Source organism: Azospirillum oleiclasticum, from assembly GCF_013423485.1.
Lineage (GTDB): Bacteria > Pseudomonadota > Alphaproteobacteria > Azospirillales > Azospirillaceae > Azospirillum > Azospirillum oleiclasticum.
In genome coordinates this window covers 814,716-835,831 of the sequence record NZ_JABFFR010000001.1, presented here as the reverse complement: position 1 = coordinate 835,831, position 21,116 = coordinate 814,716, and the positions used below count along the sequence as shown (strand labels likewise).

Here is a 21,116-nt window from a genome sequence, read left to right as displayed (position 1 = left end):
CCGGAAGGTCGGTGCCCGCGCCTACCGGAACGGATCCGCGCCGCGGCGCGTTGTGCCCGCATCACAGGGCGGGGGCGTAATGACGGACGGCGTGCTGTCGGGGCGGGAAACGATCGGAGTGCCGGTGGCGTTGCGCCTTGCGGTGGCGGAGGACCTTCCGGCGCTGGAATGGTACGGCCTCTTCACCCACCACCGGGAAGTCATCGCGTCGGCCTTCCGCATGCAGCGGCAGGGAACCGGGGCGATGTTGCTGGCCGATGTGAACGGCTTTCCGGCCGGACAGGTGTGGATCGACTTCGCCCGCAAGCGGCACGCGGGCATTGCCACCCTGTGGGCGGTGAGGGTCTTCGATCCGTTCCGGGGACTGTCGCTGGGCTCGCGGCTGATGCGCGCGGCGGAACGGCTGGTGGCCGGGCGCGGTGTGCCCGACGCCGAATTGGGTGTCGATCGCGACAACCCCGGCGTGCTGCGCTTCTACGAACGGCTCGGCTACGCGCGCGCCGGCGAGGAGACGGGGACCTTCCGCTACCGCAGGCCGGACGGCGAGACGGTCGAGGTCGCCATCGACCAGTGGCTGCTGCGCAAGCGGGTGATCGGCGCGGCCCGTATCGCGAAAGCGGCACGGGCGGGCACCGCAACGCGGACGCTCACTCCGCGGCCATGAGAACCGGCCAGCCGAAACCGGCGCCGGACCGGCCGCCCGGCAGCCAGAGACCGGCGCGCGCCAGCGCGGCGCCGAGATCGCGCGCCGCGGCGGCGGCGATGCACAGGGCCACCAGCGGCAGCCAATGCTCCAGCACGTCCATCGCCGCGTCGTCCTCACCCGCCTGCGCCGCAGCCAGGGCATCCAGCAGCCGCGCCTCGTCCATCCCGATGTCCTGGAAACCCGGCCCACGGATGTCCAACGCGCGGCTGTGGTCGGCATCCAGGACACCGAGAAGCGTGAACAACGGGAGCAGCGCGTCCGCCGGGATACCGGCCTGGATCAAGGATTGACGAACCGCAATCATCCCGCGGGCCGTCCCGCCCCGCCCCCACCGGCGGATGGCCAGCAACAGCGCACGTTCCGCTCCCGTAAGGCCGGCAAGGGACCATCCCGTCACGGACTTCCCACCGTCGATCGCCTCGCTCATCGCGTTTCCCCCTGAGTGATGGACTCAGGGTAGCCTACCCGTCGTCACTATGCGAGTCATTCTCATTTGCGGGGGATGCGGCCGGCTGCCGCAGCCGCCGGACGCCGCGGCCGTGACAAAAAGCGGGCGGCGGGTATCCGGCAACCATGCCTTAACCGGCCACGAAAAATTCTGGTGCGGTCCCGCGGTCACGGAGCAACGCGCCCATGAGCATCCGGTTCCGTCTCGCGCTGTTCGGTTTTCTCATCACCGCCGCCCTGCTTCCGCCGGGACCGGCCAACGCGCAGATCCGGCTGGTTCCGGCCTATGGCGAGACGTCCCTGCTGGGTCCGGAGCGTGCGCGGGGCGCCATCGTCTGGAGCCATGGCCGCTCCATCGAGAGCGAGGATTCCGAGGCGCCGACGCCGCTCTACATGAAGTCCCTGCGTCTGGCGGGATGGGACGTCTACCGGCTCGACCGCATGCGGGTCAGCGACACCCTGTCCAACAGCGCGCGGTCGCTGGCCGGCCATGCCGAGCGGCTGCGGGCCAAGGGCTACCGGTCGGTGGCGCTGAGCGGCCAGTCCTTCGGTGCCTTCATCTCGCTTCTCGCGGCCGGCCAGACCGACGCGGTCGATTCCGTGGTGGGTACCGCACCGGCGGCCTTCGGCAACTTCGTGGACGCCTACGACAGCTTCCGGGAGAACGCCACCCGGCTCTGGCCGATCCTGCGCGATGTCCGGTCGGCGCGGGTCATGCTGTTCTTCTTCCATGGCGACGATTTCGATCCGGGCGGGCGTGGCGAGCAGTCGCGGCTGATCCTGGCCAGCCGCGGGCTGGATCACGCCATCATCGACCAGCCGGCCAACCTTCAGGGCCACGGGGCGGCCAACACCGGCCTGTTCGTGCGCCGCTTCGCCGACTGCATCGTCCGCTTCGCCGATCGCGCCCCGCGACCGCAGGACCCGCCCTGCGACGGTTCCTGGGGGCGCACCCCGTCGGCCGACCTGATGAAGGCCGGTCTCGGCCCGGCGGAGGCCGGTGACACCGGTCTGTTGCCCTTCCGACCCTTCGTGGGGACCTGGTACGGCACCTATGTGAACGGCCGGGAGGTGGTGCTGTCCGTCGGCGGCCCTGGTTCGGCGGGCGGTCCGGCGGGCGGGCCGGCGGGCGGTCCCGCGGGCGGAACGACGCGGGGCGGCATCGTTGCCGATTATCTGCTCGGTCCCGGCGTCGAGCCAGACCAGGAGATGGAGCGCGTCCGCCGCTACGGCCGTATCGAGAACGGCGAGCTTGTGTTCGACGAGGCCGGCCGCAACGTGCTGCGCTACCGGCTGCGTCCGGACGGCAAGCTGGCCGGCCTGTGGCTGGAGAAGGCCGGCGCGGCGAAGCTGGAGACGGTCCTGCGCCGGGTCCAGTGACCGGTCAGCCGTGATCCTCCGGCGACTGCGCTTCCCCGGCAACAGGGGCGGCAAATCATGGGCGGGGCCGTTTACCATGCGGCACGCCTGTGCAATCCTCCCCTCCGTCTGAGACGACGCCGGATGCGAGGGAGGACGTGGGTACCGTGCGACGCGTGAGATCGCTGCTGGCCAGTGCCGCCCTGTGCGCCGCCCTCGCCGCCTGCGCCGGCAACACGCCGCGGTCGGTGACCGTGACGGACGCCGAACTCGACACCCACATCGCGGAGGCGTCGCGCCGCTTCGACATGCCCGAGCACTGGATCCGCGAGGTGATGCGGCAGGAAAGCGGCGGGCGCACCATGATGAACGGCAAGCCCATCGTCAGCAAGGCCGGCGCCATGGGCCTGATGCAGGTCATGCCGGGCACCTATGAGGAGATGCGGCGCAAGCACGGGCTGGGATCCGACCCCTTCGAACCACGCGACAACGTGATGGCCGGCACCGCCTATCTGCGCGAGATGTACAATCTGTTCGGCGCGCCGGGCTTCCTCGGCGCCTACAACTGCGGCCCCGGCTGCTACGGCGACTATCTGGCCGGCAACCGGTCGCTGCCCGGCGAGACCCGGCGCTACATCGCGTCGGTCGGGCCGCGGCTGAACCGCGTGCCGGGCCCGAGCGGCTCCGACATCGTGGTCGCCAGCGCGCCGCGCACGCCGCCCACCGGCGGCACCGTGGAGGTGGCGGTCCTGCCGCCCCCGACCCCCACCTACACACCGCCTCCGGTGCAGGCGCCCGTGCAGACCACGGTGGTGGCCCCGGAGCCGGCGCGCCCGATCGCGCCACCGGTGATCCGCACCGCCATGGTGGCGCCGCCGCCGACCCAGATGGCCGCGGCCGGGCTGTGGACGGTGCAGCTCGGCGCGTTCCGGTCCCCCGACGACGGGGCGAAGGTGATCGACCGCGCCCGCCGCCAGCTTCCCGGCATGCTCGACCGCACCCAGCACATCGTGCAGGCGGTGGACACCAAGGCCGGCCCGCTCTACCGCGCGCGCCTGTCCGGCCTGTCGCAGCAGAATGCGGCCAACACCTGCGCCAATCTGGTCGACCGTGGCATGGCCTGCTTCGTGGTGGCCCCGGGCGCCTGACCGGCGCCAGGGATAACCGCGTCAGGGGTATCGCACCGGGGTTGGTTCCTCGCCCGGCAGCGGAATGAATTCGTGCTCGTCGGGGACCGCGCCGAAGCGGCCGGCGCGCCAATCGGCCTTGGCCTGCTCGATGCGGTCCTTGGAGCTGGAGACGAAGTTCCACCAGATGTTCCGCGGCCCGTCCATCGGCTCGCCGCCCAGCAGCATGACCCGCGACGGTGCCGCGGCGCGCAGCACCAGCGGGTCGCTGGGGTGCAGGACCAGCAGCCTCCCCGCCTCGAAGACGGTGCCGGCCACCTCGATCCGCCCGGCGGCGATGTAGACGGCCCGTTCCTCATGGAAGGCCGGGACCTCCAGCCGCGCACCGGCGTCGAGAACGGCGTCGGCGTAGGCCATGGGCCAGGGCTGCGGCACCGGTGCGGTGGCGCCGAACAGGGAACCGACGATCAGCCGCACCCGCTTGCCCTCCCCCTCCACCACGGGAAGGCTGTCGGCGGGGTGGTGGGCGAAGGCGGGGTCCGTCTCCTCACGGTCCTTGGGCAGGGCTACCCACATCTGGATGCCGGAGAGCGGGTTGTCGGCGGCCCGCAGCTCCGGGGCGGTGCGCTCGGAATGGGCGATGCCGCGGCCGGCGGTCATCCAGTTGACCGCACCCGGCCGGATCGGCTGCACCGTGCCCAGGCTGTCGCGATGCAGGATCTCGCCCTCGAACAGGTAGGTGACGGTCGCCAGCCCGATGTGCGGGTGCGGGCGCACGTCCAGCCCGCTGCCGGCGCGCAGCACCGTCGGCCCCATCTGGTCGAGGAAGACGAAGGGGCCGACCATGCGGCGGCGGACGGTGGGCAGCGCGCGGCGCACCTCCAGCCCGCCGATATCGCTGGTGCGCGGCACGACCACGAGGTCGAGGCCGGGGGGAAGCGGTTCGTCGTCCGAGGTCTGGTCGGTCATCACCAGCTCTCCCTGCGACCCTGCCGGAACCCGTCCACGCCGTAACGGCCGCCGCCGGCCGAGACCAGGGCGAACAGCCCGCCGACGATGGCGAGGTTCTTCATGAACTGGATGGTCTGCATCTGCGCCTGCTCCGGCGCCACCGCCCAGAAGCGGTGGGCGATGAGCGTCGCGACCACTGTGAAGACGACCAACGCCAGCGCCGCAAGGCGCGTCCACGCGCCCAGGATGAGGGCGAGGCCGCCCAGGAACTCCGCAGCCGCCCCCAGAGGCGCCATCACGCCCGCCATCGGCACGCCGGCCGCCTCCATCCCGGCGGTGAAGCCGGACAGCGCCGTCAGCTTGCCGAAGCCGCTCCACAGGAAGATGGCGCCCAGCAGCAGGCGGGAAATCAGCAGCACCGCGTCCGGCGCCAGCGCGCCCTCGGATCCTGTCATGGTCGAACGGCCAATGGCCGACATGGTCCCCTCCCTGAGAGCGTCGATCCGCAGGATGTCGTGCCGCGTCGCAGCGATGCAAGGGCCCAGCAACAAGGTCAGGGCGACTTATCAGCCCCCCGGCCAGACCGGGTTTTCCGCCCAGCGCGCGGCGGCGGTGTCGTCGCTGTCCTTGGCCTCGACCCAGCGGTCGCCCTGCGGCGTCTCCTCCCGCTTCCAGAAGGGTGCCTTGGTCTTCAGCCAGTCGATGAGGAAGTGGCAGCTTTCGAAGGCCGCCTGCCGGTGCGCCGAGGCGGTCAGCACCAGCACGATGCGGTCCCCCGGCTCCAGCCGGCCATAGCGGTGGACCAGCAGCACATCGTCGAGCGGCCAGCGCCGCCGCGCCTCCGCCTCGATCGCTTCGAGCTGGCGCTCGGTCATGCCGGGATAGTGCTCCAGCGTCATGGCGGACACGGCGTCGCCGCCTGCGATCTCGCGCACCAGCCCGACGAAGGCGGTCACCCCGCCGATGGTATGGCGGTCGCGGGTGAGCGCGTCGATCTCCGCACCCACGTCGAAATCCTCCGCCTGCACCCGCACGGTCATGGCGCGCCCTCCCCGCTCAGCCGCCGGTGACCGGGGGGAACAGCGCCACCTCGTCGCCGGGACCGACGGGGTGGTCGTAGGGGACGTATTCCTGGTTGACCGCCACCTTGACCACCTTGGTGTTGGCGAGCGCCGAGGCGTAGGTGGGGCCTCGCGTCTTCAGCCACTCGACCAGCCCGCCGACGGTGGTCACCTCCGCGGGCGGCTCCACCACCTCCTGCGCCACGCCGATGCGGGTCCTGAGCCACGCGAAATAGAGAACCTTCATGACCGAACCTCGCTGAAGGGCAGTGGTCCCACCATAGCACCGGGCTCCCGCCAGGACAGCCCTTCCATCCGTCACCCGAACGATGCGGCCGTCCGCGCCGCAGGGTCAACGCCGCCGGGGTCCGTAGCGCTTGCGCGGCGCGCCGCGGAAGCCGGCGGCGGGCGGCGGCTCGCGGCGGCGGGCGCGGCTGGCGAGCTGTTCCGACAGGCGCTGGCCGATGGCGTCGCGCCGAGCGCGGACCTGCTCGCGGTCGGGCAGCAGGTCCGGCAGCTTCCGCGCCGCCCAGAAATACAGGTCGCAGGCCCGGCTCAGCCCCTCCAGCTCCGCCGCCGCCAGCCCGTCGATGCGTGCGGGCACCACCCGGCCGAGCGGCAGCGGCTCCCCCGCCTCCACCGCGTCCAGCACGGCCTTCAGGAAGCGGGCCTCGGCCTCCTCCTCCAGGTCGGCGGGGACCAGCAGCAGGTCGAGCTTGACCGGGAACGCGATGCGCCGGGCGTCCAGCAGCAGCGCCACGGCGCGCAAGGCCGACAGATCGCCGACGCGGTAGGGGGAGCCAGTGGTGCGCGCCTCGGCGAAGCGGTCGATCAGCGGCGCCACCTCGTCGCTTCCCAGATACTCGGCCAGACGCGCCAGCATGGCGCGCGACGGGCGCACGGACAGCGGCGCCTTGGGGCCGAGCCGCGGGTCGCTCTGATCGAGCAGGCGGCGCAGCGCCTGCGGGGTGCCGCGGGCGATCACCCCGAACTCCCCCGCCTCGTGCTGGCCGAAGCGGCCGGCGCGGCCGGCGATCTGCTTCACCTCGGTGGCGGTCAGCGGGCGGACGGCCCGGCCGTCGAACTTCTCCAGGGCGGTGAACAGCACGCGGCGGCAGGGCAGGTTCAGCCCCATGCCTATGGCGTCGGTCGCCACCACCACATCGGCCGCGCCGGACTGGAAGCGCTGCGCCTCCCGCCGTCGCACGGCCGGGGCCAGCGCACCATAGACGGCGGCCACGCTCAGCCCGCGGGCCAGCAGCGTGTCACGCACGCTGTGCACCTCGCGGCGGGAGAAGGCGATCAGCGCGTCGCCGGGCTCCACCTCCTCCCACTCCAGCCGGCGGTCGATCAGGGTCAGCGGGGTCTTGCGTTCCAGCTCCACCACCTCCATCGGCTCGCCGAGATGGGCGGCGATCCGCTCCACGAAGGGCCGCACCTCCGGCGCGCCGAGCACGTAAAGGGTGCGGGCGGGGGCGCCGATCAGTGCGGCGGTCCAGGCCCAGCCGCGGTCGGGATCGGCCAGCATCTGCGCCTCGTCGATCACCGCCACCTCGACCGGCCGGTCGGGGTCCAGCATCTCGATGGTGGACGCGGTGTGACGGGCGCCGGGGGTGCGGATCTCCTCCTCCCCGGTCAGCAGGGTGGTGGGCGTGCCGGCGGCGTTCAGCCGCTCCATCACCTCCAGCGCCAGAAGGCGCAGCGGCGCCAGATAGACGCCGTCGCGGGCACCGGTCAGCGCCTCAATGGCGCGGTGCGTCTTGCCGGAGTTGGTGGGACCGACCACCAGCACGATGCGCCGCCCCATGCCGCGGGCCACCGGGAACAGCCGCTCGAAACGGGCGAAGTCGAAGTGACGGTCGACATAGGCGCGACCGCGCGCCTCCGCCCGCTCCCGCCGCCACGCGTCGAACGCCCGGTCCCAGCGGGCGAGCAGGTCGTCCACGTCGGCTCGGTTGCGCGCGGCGCGCGACAGCCGCTCGGCAAGGGCCGCGAAGCTCCAACCGTCGGCGCCGTCGCCGGTGTCCTCCGCCAGCGCGCGCAGCCGGGCTGCGGTGCGCGACAGCGCGTCTTCCATGGCGGAGGACAGCGCCGGGTCGCCCTCCAGCCTTGCGGCCAGCTCGCGGTCGTCGAGGTCGGCCAGCTCCAGCGTGTCCAGCGTGCGCGACACCTGGAGACGGATGGGAGCCGGCAGCTCCGGCCATGGCAGCTCGTCGGCCAGCACGGCACGCACGCGGGTGCGGTCCTCCGCCGGGTGGAGCGACACCCGCGCGCCGGCCAGCGCGCGGCGGCCCTGCTCCAGAAGCGCGTTGCGGCGGCCGGCCCGGTCCACCGCCCCGGCGATCTCGCGCGCCACCGCCTCGCGCCGCTCGGCAGCCACCAGCAGGTCGCGCCGGCCCTTGGGCAGCGGCAGGCCGAGCGGCAGCAGCCCGCGTGACGCCGCCTGCTCCACCCGAGCGCAGCCGGTGGCGGCGAGTGGAACCACCTCGGGATGGGCGCGGGCGAGGTCGTGGACGAGTTGCGGGTCGAGAGGGTGATCGGTGTCGTCGGGATCGGTCATGGCGGGGTTCTGACCGATCCCGCGTCCGGGGTCAACGCGCAGGCACGACGCGCCGAGCTCAGCCGCCTCGCCGCTCCAGCACCACCGTCGCCAGCGGCGGCACGGTCAGCGTGACCGAGTAAGGCCGTCCATGCCAGGGGACCTCCTCGGTCTCCAAGGTCTCGACGGTGAAGCTGCCGCTGCCGCCGAAGCGGGCGTCGTCGGTGTTGACGAGACAGCGGTAGGTGCCGGGCAGGCTGACGCCGACGCGGTAGTTCTCGCGCGGGATCGGGGTGAAGCCGCCGACGACCACGACATGGTGCTCGGGGTCGGGTCCCTTGCGCAGGAAGGCCAGCACGCAATTGTCGCTGTCGTTCGCCTCGATCCACTCGAAGCCCTGCGGGTCGCAGTCGAAGGCGTGCAGCGGCGCGCAGGACCGGTAGACGCCGTTGAGCGTGCGGATCAGGTCCTGCACGCCCTTGTGCATGGGGTCGTCGGTCAGGTGCCAGTCAAGGCTGGCGTCCTCGTTCCACTCCCGCCACTGGGCGATCTCGCCGCCCATGAACAGCAGCTTCTTGCCGGGATGGGTCCACATGAAGCCGTAATAGGCACGCAGGTTGGCGAATTTCTGCCAACTGTCGCCCGGCATCTTGGTGATCAGCGAGCCCTTGCCGTGCACCACCTCGTCGTGGCTGAGCGGCAGGACGAAGTTCTCGGAGAACTGGTAGACCAGCCCGAAGGTGAGCTGGTGGTGGTGGTAGCGGCGGTGGATCGGGTCCTTCTGCATGTAGCTGAGCGTGTCGTGCATCCAGCCCATGTTCCACTTGTAGCCGAAGCCGAGACCGCCCAGCCAGGTCGGCCGCGACACGCCGGGCCAGGCGGTGGACTCCTCCGCCACCGTCACGGTGCCGGGATGGTTGCCGTAGGCCAGCTCGTTCATGCGCTTGAGGAAGGCGATGGATTCCAGGTTCTCGCGCCCGCCGAACTGGTTGGGCACCCACTGGTCGGCCTTGCGGGAATAGTCGAGGTAGAGCATGGACGCCACCGCATCCACGCGCAGCCCGTCCAGGTGATAATGGTCGAGCCAGAACAGCGCATTGCCCAGCAGATAGTTCGACACCTCCCGCCGGCCGAAATTGTAGATCAGGGTGTTCCAGTCCATGTGGTAGCCCTGGCGCGGGTCGGCGTGCTCGTACAGATGCGTGCCGTCGAACCAGCCCAGCCCGTGCGGGTCGGTCGGGAAGTGACCGGGCACCCAGTCCAGCAGCAGCCCGATGCCGGCCTCGTGGCAGGCGTCCACGAAGCGCTTGAAATCCTCCGGGGAGCCGTGGCGCTTGGTCGGCGCGTAGAGACCGATGGGCTGGTAGCCCCAGGAGCCGTCGAAGGGATGCTCCGTCACCGGCAGCATCTCGATGTGGGTGAAGCCCATGTCGCGCGCGTAGGGGACGAGGCGGTCGGCCAGTTCGGCGTAGGTGAGGAAGCGGTTCCCCTCCTCCGGCACCCGGGCCCAGGACCCCAGATGCACCTCGTAGACGCACATGGGCGCCGTGCGCTCGCCGGCGGCGGCGCGGGTGCGCATCCACTCCGCATCGCGCCAATCATAATCCCGCAGCCCGTGCACCACCGACGCGTTGGCCGGGCGCAGCTCGCCCTCGAAGGCGACGGGGTCGGCCTTCAGCGGCAGCAGGTCGCCGTTCGCCCCCCTGATCTCGAACTTGTAGCGCTGGCCGGCCTGGGCGTGCGGCACGAAGATCTCCCACACGCCGGCCTCCACCCGGCGGCGCATGGGCAGCCGGCGGCCGTCCCAGTCGCAGAAATCGCCGACCACGCTGACGCGCCGGGCGTTCGGCGCCCACACCGCGAAGGCAACGCCCTGCACACCGTCCAGTTCGCGGGGATGGGCGCCGAGCCGCTCATAGGCCTTCAGGTGCGTGCCCTCGGCCAGCAGATGGACGTCCAACTCGCCCAGCACGTTGCCGAAGCGGTAGACGTCCTCGAACTCCATGGTGGCCAGCGGGAAGTCGACGCGCAGACGGTAGCGGAAGCGGTCGCGCCGCTCGGGCAGGCGGCCGAGAAAGAAGCCGTCGGGATGGATCTTCTCCATCTCGCCGGCAACCGCACCGCCGTCGGCCTCGATCACCCACACCCGCTCGGCGCCGGGCAGGAAGGTCCGCACCTCCACCGGGCCGCCGGCCTGCAACTGGTGCATGCCCAGGATGGAAAACGGGTCGCCGTGATCGGCGCGGACGATGGCGTCGATCCCGCCCTGCAGCATGGGATCGGCCGCCGTCTCCTCCCGGATTTCGCGGCGCATGTCGTTCGGCATCACTGAACTCCCCTTCCCTCGTCGCTGACCGGTCCACGATACGGGCGCCCGGACGGCGCGCCATCCGGACCCGCATCCTTAAACCGTCGTCAGCGCCTCGCGTCCCCGTCGAGCAGGCCCAAAACCCCGCGGGTCGGGATGCACAGCCATCCCGGCCGGTTCGCGGCCTCGTAGGCGATCTCGTAGAACCCTTTTTCCAGCAGGAACAGCGCCAACAGCCGGTCGGCCGCGGATTCCTCGTCCGGCCACACCGGGCAGCCGGCGATGGTGCCACGGTAGCTGTCCAGGAACGCGCTCACCGTCCGCCGCTCCCAGTCGCGCGCGGCCTCCAGCAACCGGGACTGCGCCGCCGTCTCCGCCGCCTGGTCGTCCAGCCGGAAGACCGCCGCCCACGCCGCGTAGTTGTAGGAGCGGATCATGCCGGCGACATCCACCAGCGGCGACCGCTTGGTCCGCCGTTCCTCCAGCGACTTCGCCGGCTCACCTTCGAAATCGATGATGAACCAGTCGTTCTTGACGCTCAGAACCTGACCAAGGTGGTAGTCGCCGTGGATCCGGGTCTTGACGGCGTGGACGGGCAGGTCGGCCAGTTCGGCGATGCGGTCGAGCACCTCGCCGCGGCGACCGAGCAGGGCTTCCGCGTCGGTGCGCGTCTCGGCGCCCAGGCGGTCGAGCGCCGTTTCCAGCACCTTGTACCCGGCCTCGATCTGCTTGCGGACGTTGGCGGTCCACCGCTTCATGTCGGCGGGCTTCACCGGCTCCGGATCGAAGGCGGGATCGCCGGTCTCCTGCGCGAATGCGCGGTGCAGTTCGGCGGTCCGCTGACCGAGAGTGGCGGCCAGTTTGACCGAGAAGGCGAAGGGCTCCGGCGTTTCGGATTCCGCGCGGTCGGCGGGCGGCTCGACACCGAGGCGGATGTCGTCCAGCTCGCGGTTCAGATAGTCCAGCGTCGTGGCCCAGCCGTCGCCCTGGTTGCGAACGAAGCCCTGCACCACCGCCAACGCGGTGGGCGTGCCGTCGGCGTCCATATGCTCCACCGTGCCCAGCAGCGGCGGGGTGTTCTCGAACCCCGCGACCTCGGTCAGGAAGCGTCCGACCTCCAGCTCCGGATGCAGGCCGGGCTGGAGCCGGCGCAGCACCTTGACCACCATTGCGTCGCCGACCAGCACCGAAGTGTTGGACTGCTCCACGCCGAGGCGGCGAATCTCCGCGTCCTCCGGCACCTCGACGGCGGCCAGACGGTCGGTGGGCTGGAACCGCACCATGCCCGTGCCGGCCGACAGCTCGTCGCCTTTGCGCAAGGTGCCGATCAGGGTGCGGATGAAGCCGTCCGACGCCGACGCGTCATAGATCGCCCCGGTCCGCGGCCCCCGCCGCGCCTTGGCGATGGTGTAGGGAAGCAGCGGCGAGCCGCTGCGCGCCGCGCCATCGCTCCAGTCCAGGGCGAGCGGCAGCAGATACTGTTCCGGCTGCGCCTCCCCCGCCAGCGCAACGGCGACGCGGGTCAGCATGAAGCCGTCGCCGGGGCCGGGCAGTTTGACGCCCAGGTCGATGCTGGTGGATTCGATGCGCCGGTCCTTGGCCCCATACCAGCGCTGTTTGGGCAGGAAGCTGGCGAGCGTGTCGCGCTCCAACTCCTCCAGCGCCTTGCCGCTGGCCAAAGCCGTCCAGCCGTCGCGCATGACCACCGTCAGCAGGTCGGGCATCGGCTCCGGCACCGTCTCGTGCCAGGACGGCAGCGCCGCCTCGGCGGCCAGCGCGAACCAGTAGTAACCGTAGGCCGGCAGCGTCAGCAGATAGGGCAGCTCGCCAACGGGTGGGAAGGTGGTGCGGCCCAGCATCTCCACCGGCACCCGCCCCTTGAACTCGCGCAAATCCAGCTCCACCGCCTGGGCGGAACGGGAGAGATTGGCGACGCAGAGGATCACCTCGTCGTTGCCGTCCTCCATGGTGTGGGTGCGCAGATAGGCCAGGATCTTGCGGTTTCCCGGGGTGAGGATGCGCAAGGACCCGCGGCCGAAGGCCTTGTGCTGCTGCCGGGTGGCGATCAGCCGCTTCATCCAGTTCAGCAGCGACGACGGGCTGCGGGTCTGCGCCTCGACGTTCACGGTCTGGAAGCCGTAGACCGCGTCCTGGATGGGCGGCAGGTAGAGCCGCGCCGGATCGGTGCGGGAAAAGCCGCCGTTGCGGTCCATCGACCATTGCATCGGCGTGCGCACGCCATCGCGGTCGCCCAGGAAGATGTTGTCGCCCATGCCGATCTCGTCGCCGTAATAGATCACCGGCGTGCCGGGCATGGACATCAGGATGCTGTGCAGCAGCTCGATCTTGCGCCGGTCGTTCTCCAGCAGCGGCGCCAGGCGGCGGCGGATGCCCAGGTTGATGCGCATCCGCCGGTCGGAGGCGTAGAAGTTCCAGAGATAGTCACGCTCGTCATGGGTGACCATCTCCAGCGTCAGCTCGTCGTGGTTGCGCAGGAAGACGGCCCACTGGCAGTCGGGCGGGATCTCCGGCGTCTGCCGCATGATGTCGGCGACGGGGTGCCGGTCCTCCGTAGCCACCGCCATGTAGAGGCGCGGCATCAACGGGAAATGGAAGGCCATGTGGCACTCGTCGCCGCCCTTGGCGGGATCGCCGAAATAGGGCAGCACATCCTCCGGCCACTGGTTGGCCTCGGCCAGCAGCATGCGGTCGCCGTAGCCCTTGTCGATCTCGGCGCGGATCGCCTTGAGGACGTCGTGCGTCTCCGGCAGGTTCTCGTTGTTGGTGCCCTCGCGCTCCTTCAGGTAGGGAACGGCGTCGAGCCGCAGCCCGTCCACCCCCATGTCCAGCCAGTAGCGCATGACGTTCAACACCTCGCGCAGAACGCGGGGGTTGTCGAAATTCAGGTCGGGCTGGTGCGAGTAGAAGCGGTGCCAGAAATACGCCTGCGCCTCGGCATCCCAGGTCCAGTTGGACTTTTCCGTGTCGCAGAAGATGATGCGCGTGCCCTGGTACTTCTGGTCGGTGTCGGACCAGACGTAGAAGTCGCGGTGGTTCGACCCCGGTTTGGCGGTGCGGGCTCGCTGGAACCACGGGTGCTGGTCGGAAGTGTGGTTCACCACAAGCTCGGTGATCACGCGCAGGCCGCGGTCGTGGCATTCGCGCATGAAGCGCTTGAAGTCCTGCATCGACCCGTAGGCCGGATTGACCGCACGGTAATCCGCGATGTCGTACCCGTCGTCGCGCAGCGGCGACGGGTAGAAGGGCAGCAACCACAGCGTCGTGACGCCGAGATCCTGAATGTAATCCAGCTTCTGCGTCAGCCCCGCGAAGTCGCCGATGCCGTCGTTGTTGGCATCGAAAAACGCCTTCACATGAAGCTGATAGATCACAGCGTCCTTGTACCAGAGGCGGTCTTGCCGGTCGATCATGGGCCGTCGGGGGTCGAGGTTGGCGGGTGCATCGGAAACACGGCCGTGGCGAGAAGGTTTCACGACGGCCTGCCGATAGTGCCTCGATCAATCTTTCCAGCCAACCCGGACGTGCGGGTGACCGGACCCGGCGGCTACCACCTAATCCGTATGCCCGGCCGATATCAGGCTCTCGACAGCCCCGTCCACGGCGGCGATGGGGATGCGGTCCATGGCGGTGCCGCCGAAGCGCTGCGCGGTCAGATAGGTGCCGGCGGTGACCTTGGGGTGCACCTTGTCGCCGTCGGTCGGGCCGTAGAGGGTGACCAGCGGGATGTCGGCCACCGCGAACATCTTGCTGATGCCGCTGTCGTTCGCCACCGCCGCCGCGCAGCGGCGCGTCAGCGCGATGGTCCGCACCGGGGTGTAGCGCGGCTCCCCCACCCGCTCGTCCTGGAGCGGGAAGAGCGCGGTCGGCAACGCCTCCCGCAGCGCCGTCATCCACTCCGTCTCACCGGGGCCGAGGATGAAGACAGGCACGCGGCCACGCACCGCCTGTTCGCGGCCCAGCGCGATGTAGCGGTCGAGCGGCCAGCATTTGTGGCGCTTGCCAGCACCGGGCGCCAGCGCGACATAGGTCGCGCCATCCGGCAGCAGGGCGCGCGCCTCCGCCGCCGCATCGGGTGGCGTGGGCACGCCGTCGCGCAGCGGCTCGACCGGAGGCGGGCGGCCGGCCGCCACCTCCAACAGGCCGAACAGCCGGTCCATCAGGTGGCGCGGGCGGCGGCGGTCGGGCGGCGGCTTGCGTTCGGAGAAGCGGTAGGAGGCGCAGGGCGACACGAACAGGTCATGACGGAAACGGCGCGCGATCAGCGTGCGCCACCACAGCGTCTGCGTGTCGATAACGAGCGAGAAGCGCTGCCGCTCGGGAAGCGGCTTCAGCAGTTCCAGCGGGCTGGTGCCGATGCCGGTGTTGCTGCGGAACTCGTCGATGGTGCCGGCGATCAGTGGCGCCAACGTCGTTTCCAGATGCGTCTCCTCCGTCGTGATCCAGACGATCCGACGGTCGGGGAAGAGCGCGCGCAGGCCCCGCAGGAACGGGATCTTGACCATGGCGTCGCCGATCAGCTCGCCGTGGCTGAACACCGCGAGCGGCGCCACGGGCTCGTCCGGGCGGGCAACGGTCATGGGCGGCTCCTCCCCCTGTCCGGCGGCGGTCAGATGGCGGCGGTGACCTGGATCTCGACCTGGAAGGCGGGAGCGGCCAGCTTCGCCTCCACCGTCGCGCGGGCCGGCGTGTTGCCGGGCGACACCCAGCCGTCCCAAACCGAGTTCATTTCCGCGAAGGTGCCGATGTCGGCCAGCCAGATGGTGGCGGTCAGGACCTTGCTCTTGTCGGTGCCGGCGGCGGCCAGCAGGGCGTCGATGCGGCCCAGCACCTCGCGGGTCTGCTCGGCCACCGACTTGCCGGCGCTGTCGAGCGCCACCTGACCGGCGGTGGTGACGATGCCGTTGTAGGCGACGGCCTGGCTCATGCGCGGGCCGACTTCGAAACGCTGGATGCTCATGGTGTGATGTCCGGAATGACGTGGAACCGGCCGCGACCTTACCGAAGCGGGTGCTGCGCCGTCCAGAGCCGAGGCGGTTCCGGACGCCCTCCCAACGCCGGCGAAATCAGTAAACGTTGATATGAAGAAATTCTGAATTGGCAATGGTCATAGATGGAAAATCCCTTTACCCCACACTCATGACGAGATAAAATCGCGCAGCTCTTTAAGTTGTTTTGTATGCGATTATTAGTGTGTTTAGAACACACCCGCAACGCCTGCGGTCATTTGCAGAACACGACGGCGGCCGGCAGGTTCGCACCGGCAATATAAGGGCATACTTATTTGCAGACCGACGGTTGGCGTGGGCGTTCTATTGCCGCCAGAATTGCCGGTTGAACAGCACCAGCACCGTGAAGAACTCCAGCCGCCCCAGCAGCATCGCAAGCGACAGCACCCATTTCGCCGCCTCGGGAATCGGCTGGAAATTGCCGGCGGGGCCGATGATCTGGCCGAGCCCCGGACCGACGTTGCCGAGCGCCGTCGCCGCACCCGACACCGCGGTGATCATGTCCAGCCCGAAGGCGCCCAACGCCAGCGCGACGATGAAGATCGATGCGACATAGACGAAGCCGAAGCTCATCACCGACACCATGGCGTCGGCGTCCACCGGCTTGTCGTTGTAGCGCAGGGGCAGCACACGGTGCGGCATGTACAGACGGTGGAGTTGCACGCGCAGGACCATGAACAGCACCTCGAAGCGGAAAATCTTCAATCCGCCGGCGGTGGAGCCGGTGCAGCCACCGACCATGGTGAGGATCAGGAAGGCCACCACGGCGGGCGGGCCCCACAGGCTGTAGTCGCCGGAGGCGTAACCGGTGGTGGTGACCACCGAGACGACGTTGAAGGCGGACAGGCGGAACGACTCCAACAACGGTAGATCCAGTGCCTGGTTGACCCAGACGGCGAGCGCCGCCGACACCACCACGAGAAAGCCGACGAACCAGCGGATCTGTGTGTCGCGCCATATCGGCCCGACGTCGCCGCGTGCCAGACTGACGAAGCGCACCAGAGGCATGCCGCCGGCCATCATGAAGACGATGAGGATCCATTCGATGGACGCGCTCTTCCACCCCCCGACCGACGCGTCGCTGGTGGAGAATCCACCGGTGGACACCGCGGTCATCGCGTGGTTCACCGCATCGAACAGGTTCATCCCCGCAAGCGCCAGGGCCGCCGTGCAGGCGAGCGTCAGGATCATGTAGATCCAGGCCACAGCGACCGCGAGGTCGCTGGCCCGCGGCACCACCTTGTCGGAGCGGTCGGAAGACTCGGACCGGAAGAGCTGCATGCCGCCGACCCGCAGGAACGGCAGAATGGCGATGCCCATCGCGATGATCCCGACACCGCCCAGCCATTGCAGCAGCGACCGCCACAGCAGAAGCCCCGGCTCCAGCGTGTCGAGCCCGACGATCACGGTCGAGCCGGTCGTCGTCAGCCCGGACATCGCCTCGAAGAAGGCATCCGCCGCCGACAGGCTGAGGCGCGACAGCATGAAGGGAAGTGCGGAAAAGGCGCACACCACGACCCAGGCCACCGAGGTCAGCAGAAAGGTCTGGCGCAGGTTCAACACCACCGTGTCGGTGCGGTTCATCAGCATCATCAGGACGCCGAAGAACACCGTCAGAGCAGCCGAGGTGGCGAAGACGACCCAGTCCGGATTGCCGGCGCTGATGTCCACCGCCATCGGCGCCAACATCGCGGCGGCGATGATGGTGACCAGCGCACCGACGATGTAGAAGACGGGACGGACGTCCAGCGTCGTCATCACCATGCCGGCCGGACCTTCCCGCCCTGTCCGGTGCCGACCACCACAGTCGTCATGCAAACCCCTTGCGCCACGGAACTTTGCGGCGATTGCGCCACAATTCACCGCCGTTGCGCGTTCTTATCACCAAGCGGGCGGCTCCGGAAGGCGCTATCGGCCGCGGTTGATCAACCGCCGCGCATGACCTCCTTCACCTTGGAGGCGAGCTGTTTGAGCGAGAAGGGCTTCGGCAGGAAATGCGCGGCGAATGGTCCGTCCAGGTCGTCCTTGAAGCGGTCCTCGGCGTAGCCGGAGATGAAGATGACCTTCATGTCGGGCCGCGCCTCCCGCACCTTGCGGGCGAGCGTCGGGCCGTCCATCTGCGGCATCACCACGTCGGTGATCAACAGGTCGACGCGCGCCCCGTCGGCGCCGAGCTGGCTCATCGCCGCCTCTCCGTTCTTCGCCTCCAGCACCTGATAGCCCTTGTTGCGCAGGGCGCGGGCGGAGAAGACGCGCACGGCGTCCTCGTCCTCCACCAGCATGATGATGCCGGAACCGGTCAGGTCGCTGCGGCTGCGGTCGCGCGCCTCCGGCGGCTCGGCGGGGGGCCGCGGCGCACCCTCGTGGCGCGGCAGCAGGATGGTGAAGCGGGCCCCCTCCCCCGGTGCGGAATCGACGGAGATGAAGCCGTTGAACTGCCGCACGATGCCGTAAACCGTCGACAGCCCGAGCCCGGTGCCGGACCCCACCTCCTTGGTGGAGAAGAACGGCTCGAAGATGCGTTGAAGGTTTTCCTTGGGGATGCCGTGGCCGGTGTCGATCACCTCGATCGACACGTAGGCGCCGGGCGTTATCTCCTCGTGCTCGCGACGCTCGGGCTGGTCGATGGCGACGTTGTTGGTGACGATGGTCAGCCGGCCGCCGCCGCCCATGGCGTCGCGCGCGTTGACCACGAGGTTGATGATCACCTGCTCCAGCTGGTTCTGGTCCACCTTGACCAAACCCAGGTCGCGGCCGTGCAGCATCCGCAGCTCGATGTTCTCGCCGATCAGCCGCCGCAGCAGGTTCGCCAGCTCCGCCAGCACGTCGGTGACGGCCAGCACGCGCGGCTGCAGCGTCTGCTGGCGCGAGAAGGCCAGGAGCTGGCGCACGAGATTGGCTGCGCGGTTGGCGTTCTGCTTGATCTGCATGATGTCGCTGAAGGACTGGTCGCCCGGCTTGTGCCGCAGCAGCAGCAGGTCGCAGAAGCCGATCATCGCCGTCAGCAGATTGTTGAAGTCGTGGGCGACGCCGCCCGCCAGCTGGCCAACCGCCTGCATCTTCTGCGACTGGGCGAACTGCGCTTCCAGGTTCCTGCGCTCGGTCAGGTCGATGAAGTGCAGGATCAGCCCGGCCAGACCCGAGCGCCCGACCCCGGCCAGCCGCCGTGCGTAGAGCTGCACCACCAGATCGCGCCCGCCGGGCAGCCGCACCTCCAGCGGGGTGGCCGGATCGGCCCCCGCCAGCACCGCGGTCAGCCGCTCCTGAACCGCGACACGGTCGCGCGGTTCGATGAGCTGGTCGAACGGGCGGTCGATCACATCGGCGGAGCGCGCGCCGATCAGCGCCAGGAAGGCGCGGTTGCACTCGGCGAGCCGGCCGTCCTCGTCCACCAGCGCGATGCCGATGGGCGCGTCCTCGAAGAAGCGTTGGAAGCGCTGCTCGGACAGGCGCAGCGCCTCCTTCCACTCATGCTCCGGCGTCAGGTCCCGCACCACCGAGCGGGTGTGGACGCTGCGCCCGTCGTCCGACACCACGACCGTCTGGGTGACCGACGCGTTGAAGGTCCGGCCCCCGACACCGCGCATGGCGACCTCGCCGCGCTGCTCGGGCCCGCCGCCGTCGAACAGGTCGTAGGGGGCCGCGTTGTCGGGCGGATCCGCCAGCATCTCGTGCAGCCTGCGTCCACCGTCCACGAGGTCGCCCGGTGACGCACCGAGCCAGCGTGCCAGCGTGCCGTTGACGAACAGGAAGGCACCGTCCTGGTCCACCGAGAAGAAGCCGACCGGCGCATGGTCCATGAAATCGACCAGCTTCGCCTGTTCGCGCCGCATCACCTGCTCCAGTTCCCGCCGCGCGGTGATGTCCTCGATGCGCCAGTGCGAGGCTCCGGGCGAACCGGCGATCGGCCTGACCTCCACCCGCCGCCATTCCGGTGACCGCCCCTCGCGCGGGAGCATCAGGTCGACGGCGGCCGGCACACCACCACGCACGCGCTCGGCAAGCCGGGAGAAGGCGACCGCCCCTTCGGCGTCGGCGGAGAGCTGGCGCCGCAGTGACTCCAGCGGATCGTCGCCTGACCCGACTCCCGCCAGCGCGCGGAAGGAGGCGTCGATGTAGACCGGTTGGCCGAAGGCGTCGGCGATGAGCTGACCGCCCTGCTGCCCCTCCAGCGCGCCCAGAAGCAGCGTGCGATCACGGCGCAGCAGGCCGCGGGCACGGCCGAAGCGCACCGCAAGGACGGCCATGGTGACCGCCGCCAGCGCCAGCCCCAGCCAGGCCGGCAGCGCGTCACCGACCGCCACGCCCACCGCCGCGGCGACCAGCCCGCCGGCAAGTCCGGTGGCGAGAAGCGTGTCCATGGGATCGAAGCGCCCGCCATCCGGGCGGATGAGCACTCCGCCCTGACGCGGCGGTTCCAGGTGGCGGGTGGATGCGTCGTCCAAGGCTGCACCAGACGGTTGAACCGGGATCGCGCCCGCCGCGGGCGCCGACCGGAGGTCAGCCGCGCGGAGACCGCTTCTTGAGCTTCATCACATAGGTGATCACTTCGGCCACGGCACGATAATGCTCCGACGGGACCTCCTGGTCGATCTCCACCGTGGCATAAAGCGCACGCGCCAGTGGCGGATTCTCCACAATGGGCACCTTGTTCTCGGTGGCGACCTCGCGAATCTTGAGGGCCAGCGTGTCGGCGCCCTTCGCCACCACCATCGGCGCCCCCATGCTCATGGCGTCGTACTTCAGGGCCACCGCGAAGTGGGTGGGGTTGGTCACCACCACGTCGGCGGTCGGCACCGCGGCCATCATGCGCTTGCGCGCGCGCTCGAAGCGCAATTGCCGGATGCGGGCCTTCACCTGCGGGTCGCCGTCGGCCTGCTTGTGCTCCTCCTTGACCTCCTGCTTGGTCATCTTCATCTTCTTGTTGTACGTGTAGCGCTGCCAGATCAGGTCGGCGGCGGCAATGATCATCACTGTGACAAAGACGCCAATCAGCAGGCGGCCGACCAGATCCTCCATCTCCAACAGCATCAGCAGCAATTCGATGCCGACGAAATGCTCGATCGCCCGCACCATCGGTAGCAACGCGACGTAGGCAACGACGCCGACCACGCCGATCTTCGCCAATCCTTTTGCCAGTTCGACACTCTGCTGCGCCGGTGAGAACATCCGCTGCAAGCCGGCAATGGGATTGAGCTTGCTGAATTTCGGGGTGATCACCGCCCAGGCGACCGACCAGCCCTTCTGCAACAGCGTGCTGACGACGCCCGCCACCATCAGGAGCAGCACCGGCAGCCACAGGGCCGTCAGGATGTCCATCATCACCCGCATCAGCAGGTGCCCGATGGAGCCACGGTCCATCGGCGCGCTGTCCACCTCCTCCACATAGCGGGTGAGCCGCAGCATGAGGTCCGAGACCAGCCCCGGCAGAAGCGTCAGGAAGATGATCAGGGTGGCGCCCAGCGACAACCAGAGCTGCACCTCCTGGCTCATGGCGAACTGGCCCTGCTCGTGCGCCTTCTCGAGTTTTCGGGTTGTCGCGTCTTCTGTTTTGGAGGACTCGTCGGCGTCTTCGGACATGGCCTCCCCGC

16 protein-coding genes are annotated in these 21,116 nt (G+C 69.6%); 3 read left to right on the top strand and 13 right to left on the bottom strand.

Annotated features, from left to right (window positions below; all coding sequences use genetic code 11):
- Window positions 1-79 precede the first annotated feature (79 nt).
- Window positions 80-664 carry a GNAT family N-acetyltransferase gene (locus tag HL658_RS03915; RefSeq protein ID WP_180280552.1) on the top strand — a complete coding sequence of 195 codons (585 nt, stop codon included), beginning with the start codon at window positions 80-82 and terminating at the stop codon, window positions 662-664.
- Here HL658_RS03915 and HL658_RS03910 read toward each other — a convergent pair.
- A complete protein-coding gene (locus tag HL658_RS03910; RefSeq protein ID WP_180280551.1) occupies window positions 648-989 on the bottom strand; it encodes a hypothetical protein in 342 nt (113 codons plus the stop codon). The two genes, HL658_RS03915 and HL658_RS03910, sit on opposite strands and share 17 nt — an antisense overlap.
- A gap of 350 nt (window positions 990-1,339) precedes the next feature.
- On the opposite strand from HL658_RS03910, the gene HL658_RS03905 reads away from it, so the two are divergent.
- Together HL658_RS03905 and HL658_RS03900 are read left to right on the top strand one after the other, a co-directional pair.
- Window positions 1,340-2,533, top strand: a complete 1,194-nt coding sequence (locus HL658_RS03905; RefSeq protein ID WP_180280550.1) for an alpha/beta fold hydrolase — start codon at window positions 1,340-1,342, stop codon at window positions 2,531-2,533.
- A 146-nt stretch (window positions 2,534-2,679) separates the two neighbouring features.
- Entirely contained in the window at window positions 2,680-3,660 is a 981-nt protein-coding gene (locus HL658_RS03900) for a transglycosylase SLT domain-containing protein (RefSeq protein ID WP_180280549.1), read from the top strand.
- Between the two features lie 21 nt (window positions 3,661-3,681).
- On the opposite strand, the gene HL658_RS03895 is transcribed toward HL658_RS03900, so the two are convergent.
- From HL658_RS03895 to flhB, 12 genes are all read right to left on the bottom strand, one after another.
- Window positions 3,682-4,608, bottom strand: a complete 927-nt coding sequence (locus HL658_RS03895) for a pirin family protein (protein ID WP_180280548.1) — start codon at window positions 4,606-4,608, stop codon at window positions 3,682-3,684.
- Window positions 4,608-5,069 (bottom strand): DoxX family protein, encoded by a 462-nt coding sequence (locus tag HL658_RS03890; protein WP_211109645.1) that lies wholly within the window; start codon window positions 5,067-5,069, stop codon window positions 4,608-4,610. Before HL658_RS03890 ends, HL658_RS03895 begins: the two co-directional genes overlap by 1 nt.
- A gap of 87 nt (window positions 5,070-5,156) precedes the next feature.
- Entirely contained in the window at window positions 5,157-5,630 is a 474-nt protein-coding gene (moaE, locus tag HL658_RS03885; RefSeq protein WP_180280547.1) for a molybdopterin synthase catalytic subunit MoaE, read from the bottom strand.
- A gap of 16 nt (window positions 5,631-5,646) precedes the next feature.
- Entirely contained in the window at window positions 5,647-5,898 is a 252-nt protein-coding gene (gene moaD / locus HL658_RS03880) for a molybdopterin converting factor subunit 1 (RefSeq protein ID WP_180280546.1), read from the bottom strand.
- Between the two features lie 105 nt (window positions 5,899-6,003).
- Window positions 6,004-8,211 carry a helicase-related protein gene (locus HL658_RS03875; protein WP_180280545.1) on the bottom strand — a complete coding sequence of 736 codons (2,208 nt, stop codon included), beginning with the start codon at window positions 8,209-8,211 and terminating at the stop codon, window positions 6,004-6,006.
- 58 nt (window positions 8,212-8,269) lie between these two features.
- Window positions 8,270-10,516 carry a 1,4-alpha-glucan branching protein GlgB gene (gene glgB, locus HL658_RS03870; RefSeq protein WP_180280544.1) on the bottom strand — a complete coding sequence of 749 codons (2,247 nt, stop codon included), beginning with the start codon at window positions 10,514-10,516 and terminating at the stop codon, window positions 8,270-8,272.
- An 89-nt stretch (window positions 10,517-10,605) separates the two neighbouring features.
- Window positions 10,606-13,929: a maltose alpha-D-glucosyltransferase gene (gene treS, locus HL658_RS03865; RefSeq protein ID WP_180280543.1), complete on the bottom strand. Its 3,324-nt coding sequence runs from the start codon at window positions 13,927-13,929 to the stop codon at window positions 10,606-10,608.
- 141 nt (window positions 13,930-14,070) lie between these two features.
- Window positions 14,071-15,096 (bottom strand): glycosyltransferase family 9 protein, encoded by a 1,026-nt coding sequence (locus HL658_RS03860; RefSeq protein ID WP_180280542.1) that lies wholly within the window; start codon window positions 15,094-15,096, stop codon window positions 14,071-14,073.
- Between the two features lie 29 nt (window positions 15,097-15,125).
- Window positions 15,126-15,476 carry a RidA family protein gene (locus HL658_RS03855; RefSeq protein ID WP_180280541.1) on the bottom strand — a complete coding sequence of 117 codons (351 nt, stop codon included), beginning with the start codon at window positions 15,474-15,476 and terminating at the stop codon, window positions 15,126-15,128.
- Window positions 15,477-15,828: 352 nt separating this feature from the next.
- Window positions 15,829-17,289: a TrkH family potassium uptake protein gene (locus HL658_RS03850; protein WP_343054995.1), complete on the bottom strand. Its 1,461-nt coding sequence runs from the start codon at window positions 17,287-17,289 to the stop codon at window positions 15,829-15,831.
- A gap of 161 nt (window positions 17,290-17,450) precedes the next feature.
- Window positions 17,451-19,970 (bottom strand): hybrid sensor histidine kinase/response regulator, encoded by a 2,520-nt coding sequence (locus HL658_RS03845; protein WP_343054994.1) that lies wholly within the window; start codon window positions 19,968-19,970, stop codon window positions 17,451-17,453.
- Between the two features lie 55 nt (window positions 19,971-20,025).
- Window positions 20,026-21,105, bottom strand: coding sequence for a flagellar biosynthesis protein FlhB (gene flhB / locus HL658_RS03840; RefSeq protein ID WP_180280540.1), 1,080 nt, complete (start codon window positions 21,103-21,105; stop codon window positions 20,026-20,028).
- Window positions 21,106-21,116: the final 11 nt, after the last annotated feature.

What these genes read in the sequence shown, in the direction of transcription:
- HL658_RS03915 (WP_180280552.1), top strand. Translation starts at nt 80, where the DNA reads ATGACGGACGGCGTGCTGTCGGGGCGGGAAACGATCGGAGTGCCGGTG.
- HL658_RS03905 (WP_180280550.1), top strand. Translation starts at nt 1,340, where the DNA reads ATGAGCATCCGGTTCCGTCTCGCGCTGTTCGGTTTTCTCATCACCGCC.
- HL658_RS03895 (WP_180280548.1), bottom strand. Translation starts at nt 4,608, where the DNA reads ATGACCGACCAGACCTCGGACGACGAACCGCTTCCCCCCGGCCTCGAC.
- HL658_RS03890 (WP_211109645.1), bottom strand. Translation starts at nt 5,069, where the DNA reads ATGTCGGCCATTGGCCGTTCGACCATGACAGGATCCGAGGGCGCGCTG.
- moaE (WP_180280547.1), bottom strand. Translation starts at nt 5,630, where the DNA reads ATGACCGTGCGGGTGCAGGCGGAGGATTTCGACGTGGGTGCGGAGATC.
- moaD (WP_180280546.1), bottom strand. Translation starts at nt 5,898, where the DNA reads ATGAAGGTTCTCTATTTCGCGTGGCTCAGGACCCGCATCGGCGTGGCG.
- HL658_RS03875 (WP_180280545.1), bottom strand. Translation starts at nt 8,211, where the DNA reads ATGACCGATCCCGACGACACCGATCACCCTCTCGACCCGCAACTCGTC.
- glgB (WP_180280544.1), bottom strand. Translation starts at nt 10,516, where the DNA reads ATGCCGAACGACATGCGCCGCGAAATCCGGGAGGAGACGGCGGCCGAT.
- treS (WP_180280543.1), bottom strand. Translation starts at nt 13,929, where the DNA reads ATGATCGACCGGCAAGACCGCCTCTGGTACAAGGACGCTGTGATCTAT.
- HL658_RS03860 (WP_180280542.1), bottom strand. Translation starts at nt 15,096, where the DNA reads ATGACCGTTGCCCGCCCGGACGAGCCCGTGGCGCCGCTCGCGGTGTTC.
- HL658_RS03855 (WP_180280541.1), bottom strand. Translation starts at nt 15,476, where the DNA reads ATGAGCATCCAGCGTTTCGAAGTCGGCCCGCGCATGAGCCAGGCCGTC.
- HL658_RS03850 (WP_343054995.1), bottom strand. Translation starts at nt 17,289, where the DNA reads ATGGTGATGACGACGCTGGACGTCCGTCCCGTCTTCTACATCGTCGGT.
- flhB (WP_180280540.1), bottom strand. Translation starts at nt 21,105, where the DNA reads ATGTCCGAAGACGCCGACGAGTCCTCCAAAACAGAAGACGCGACAACC.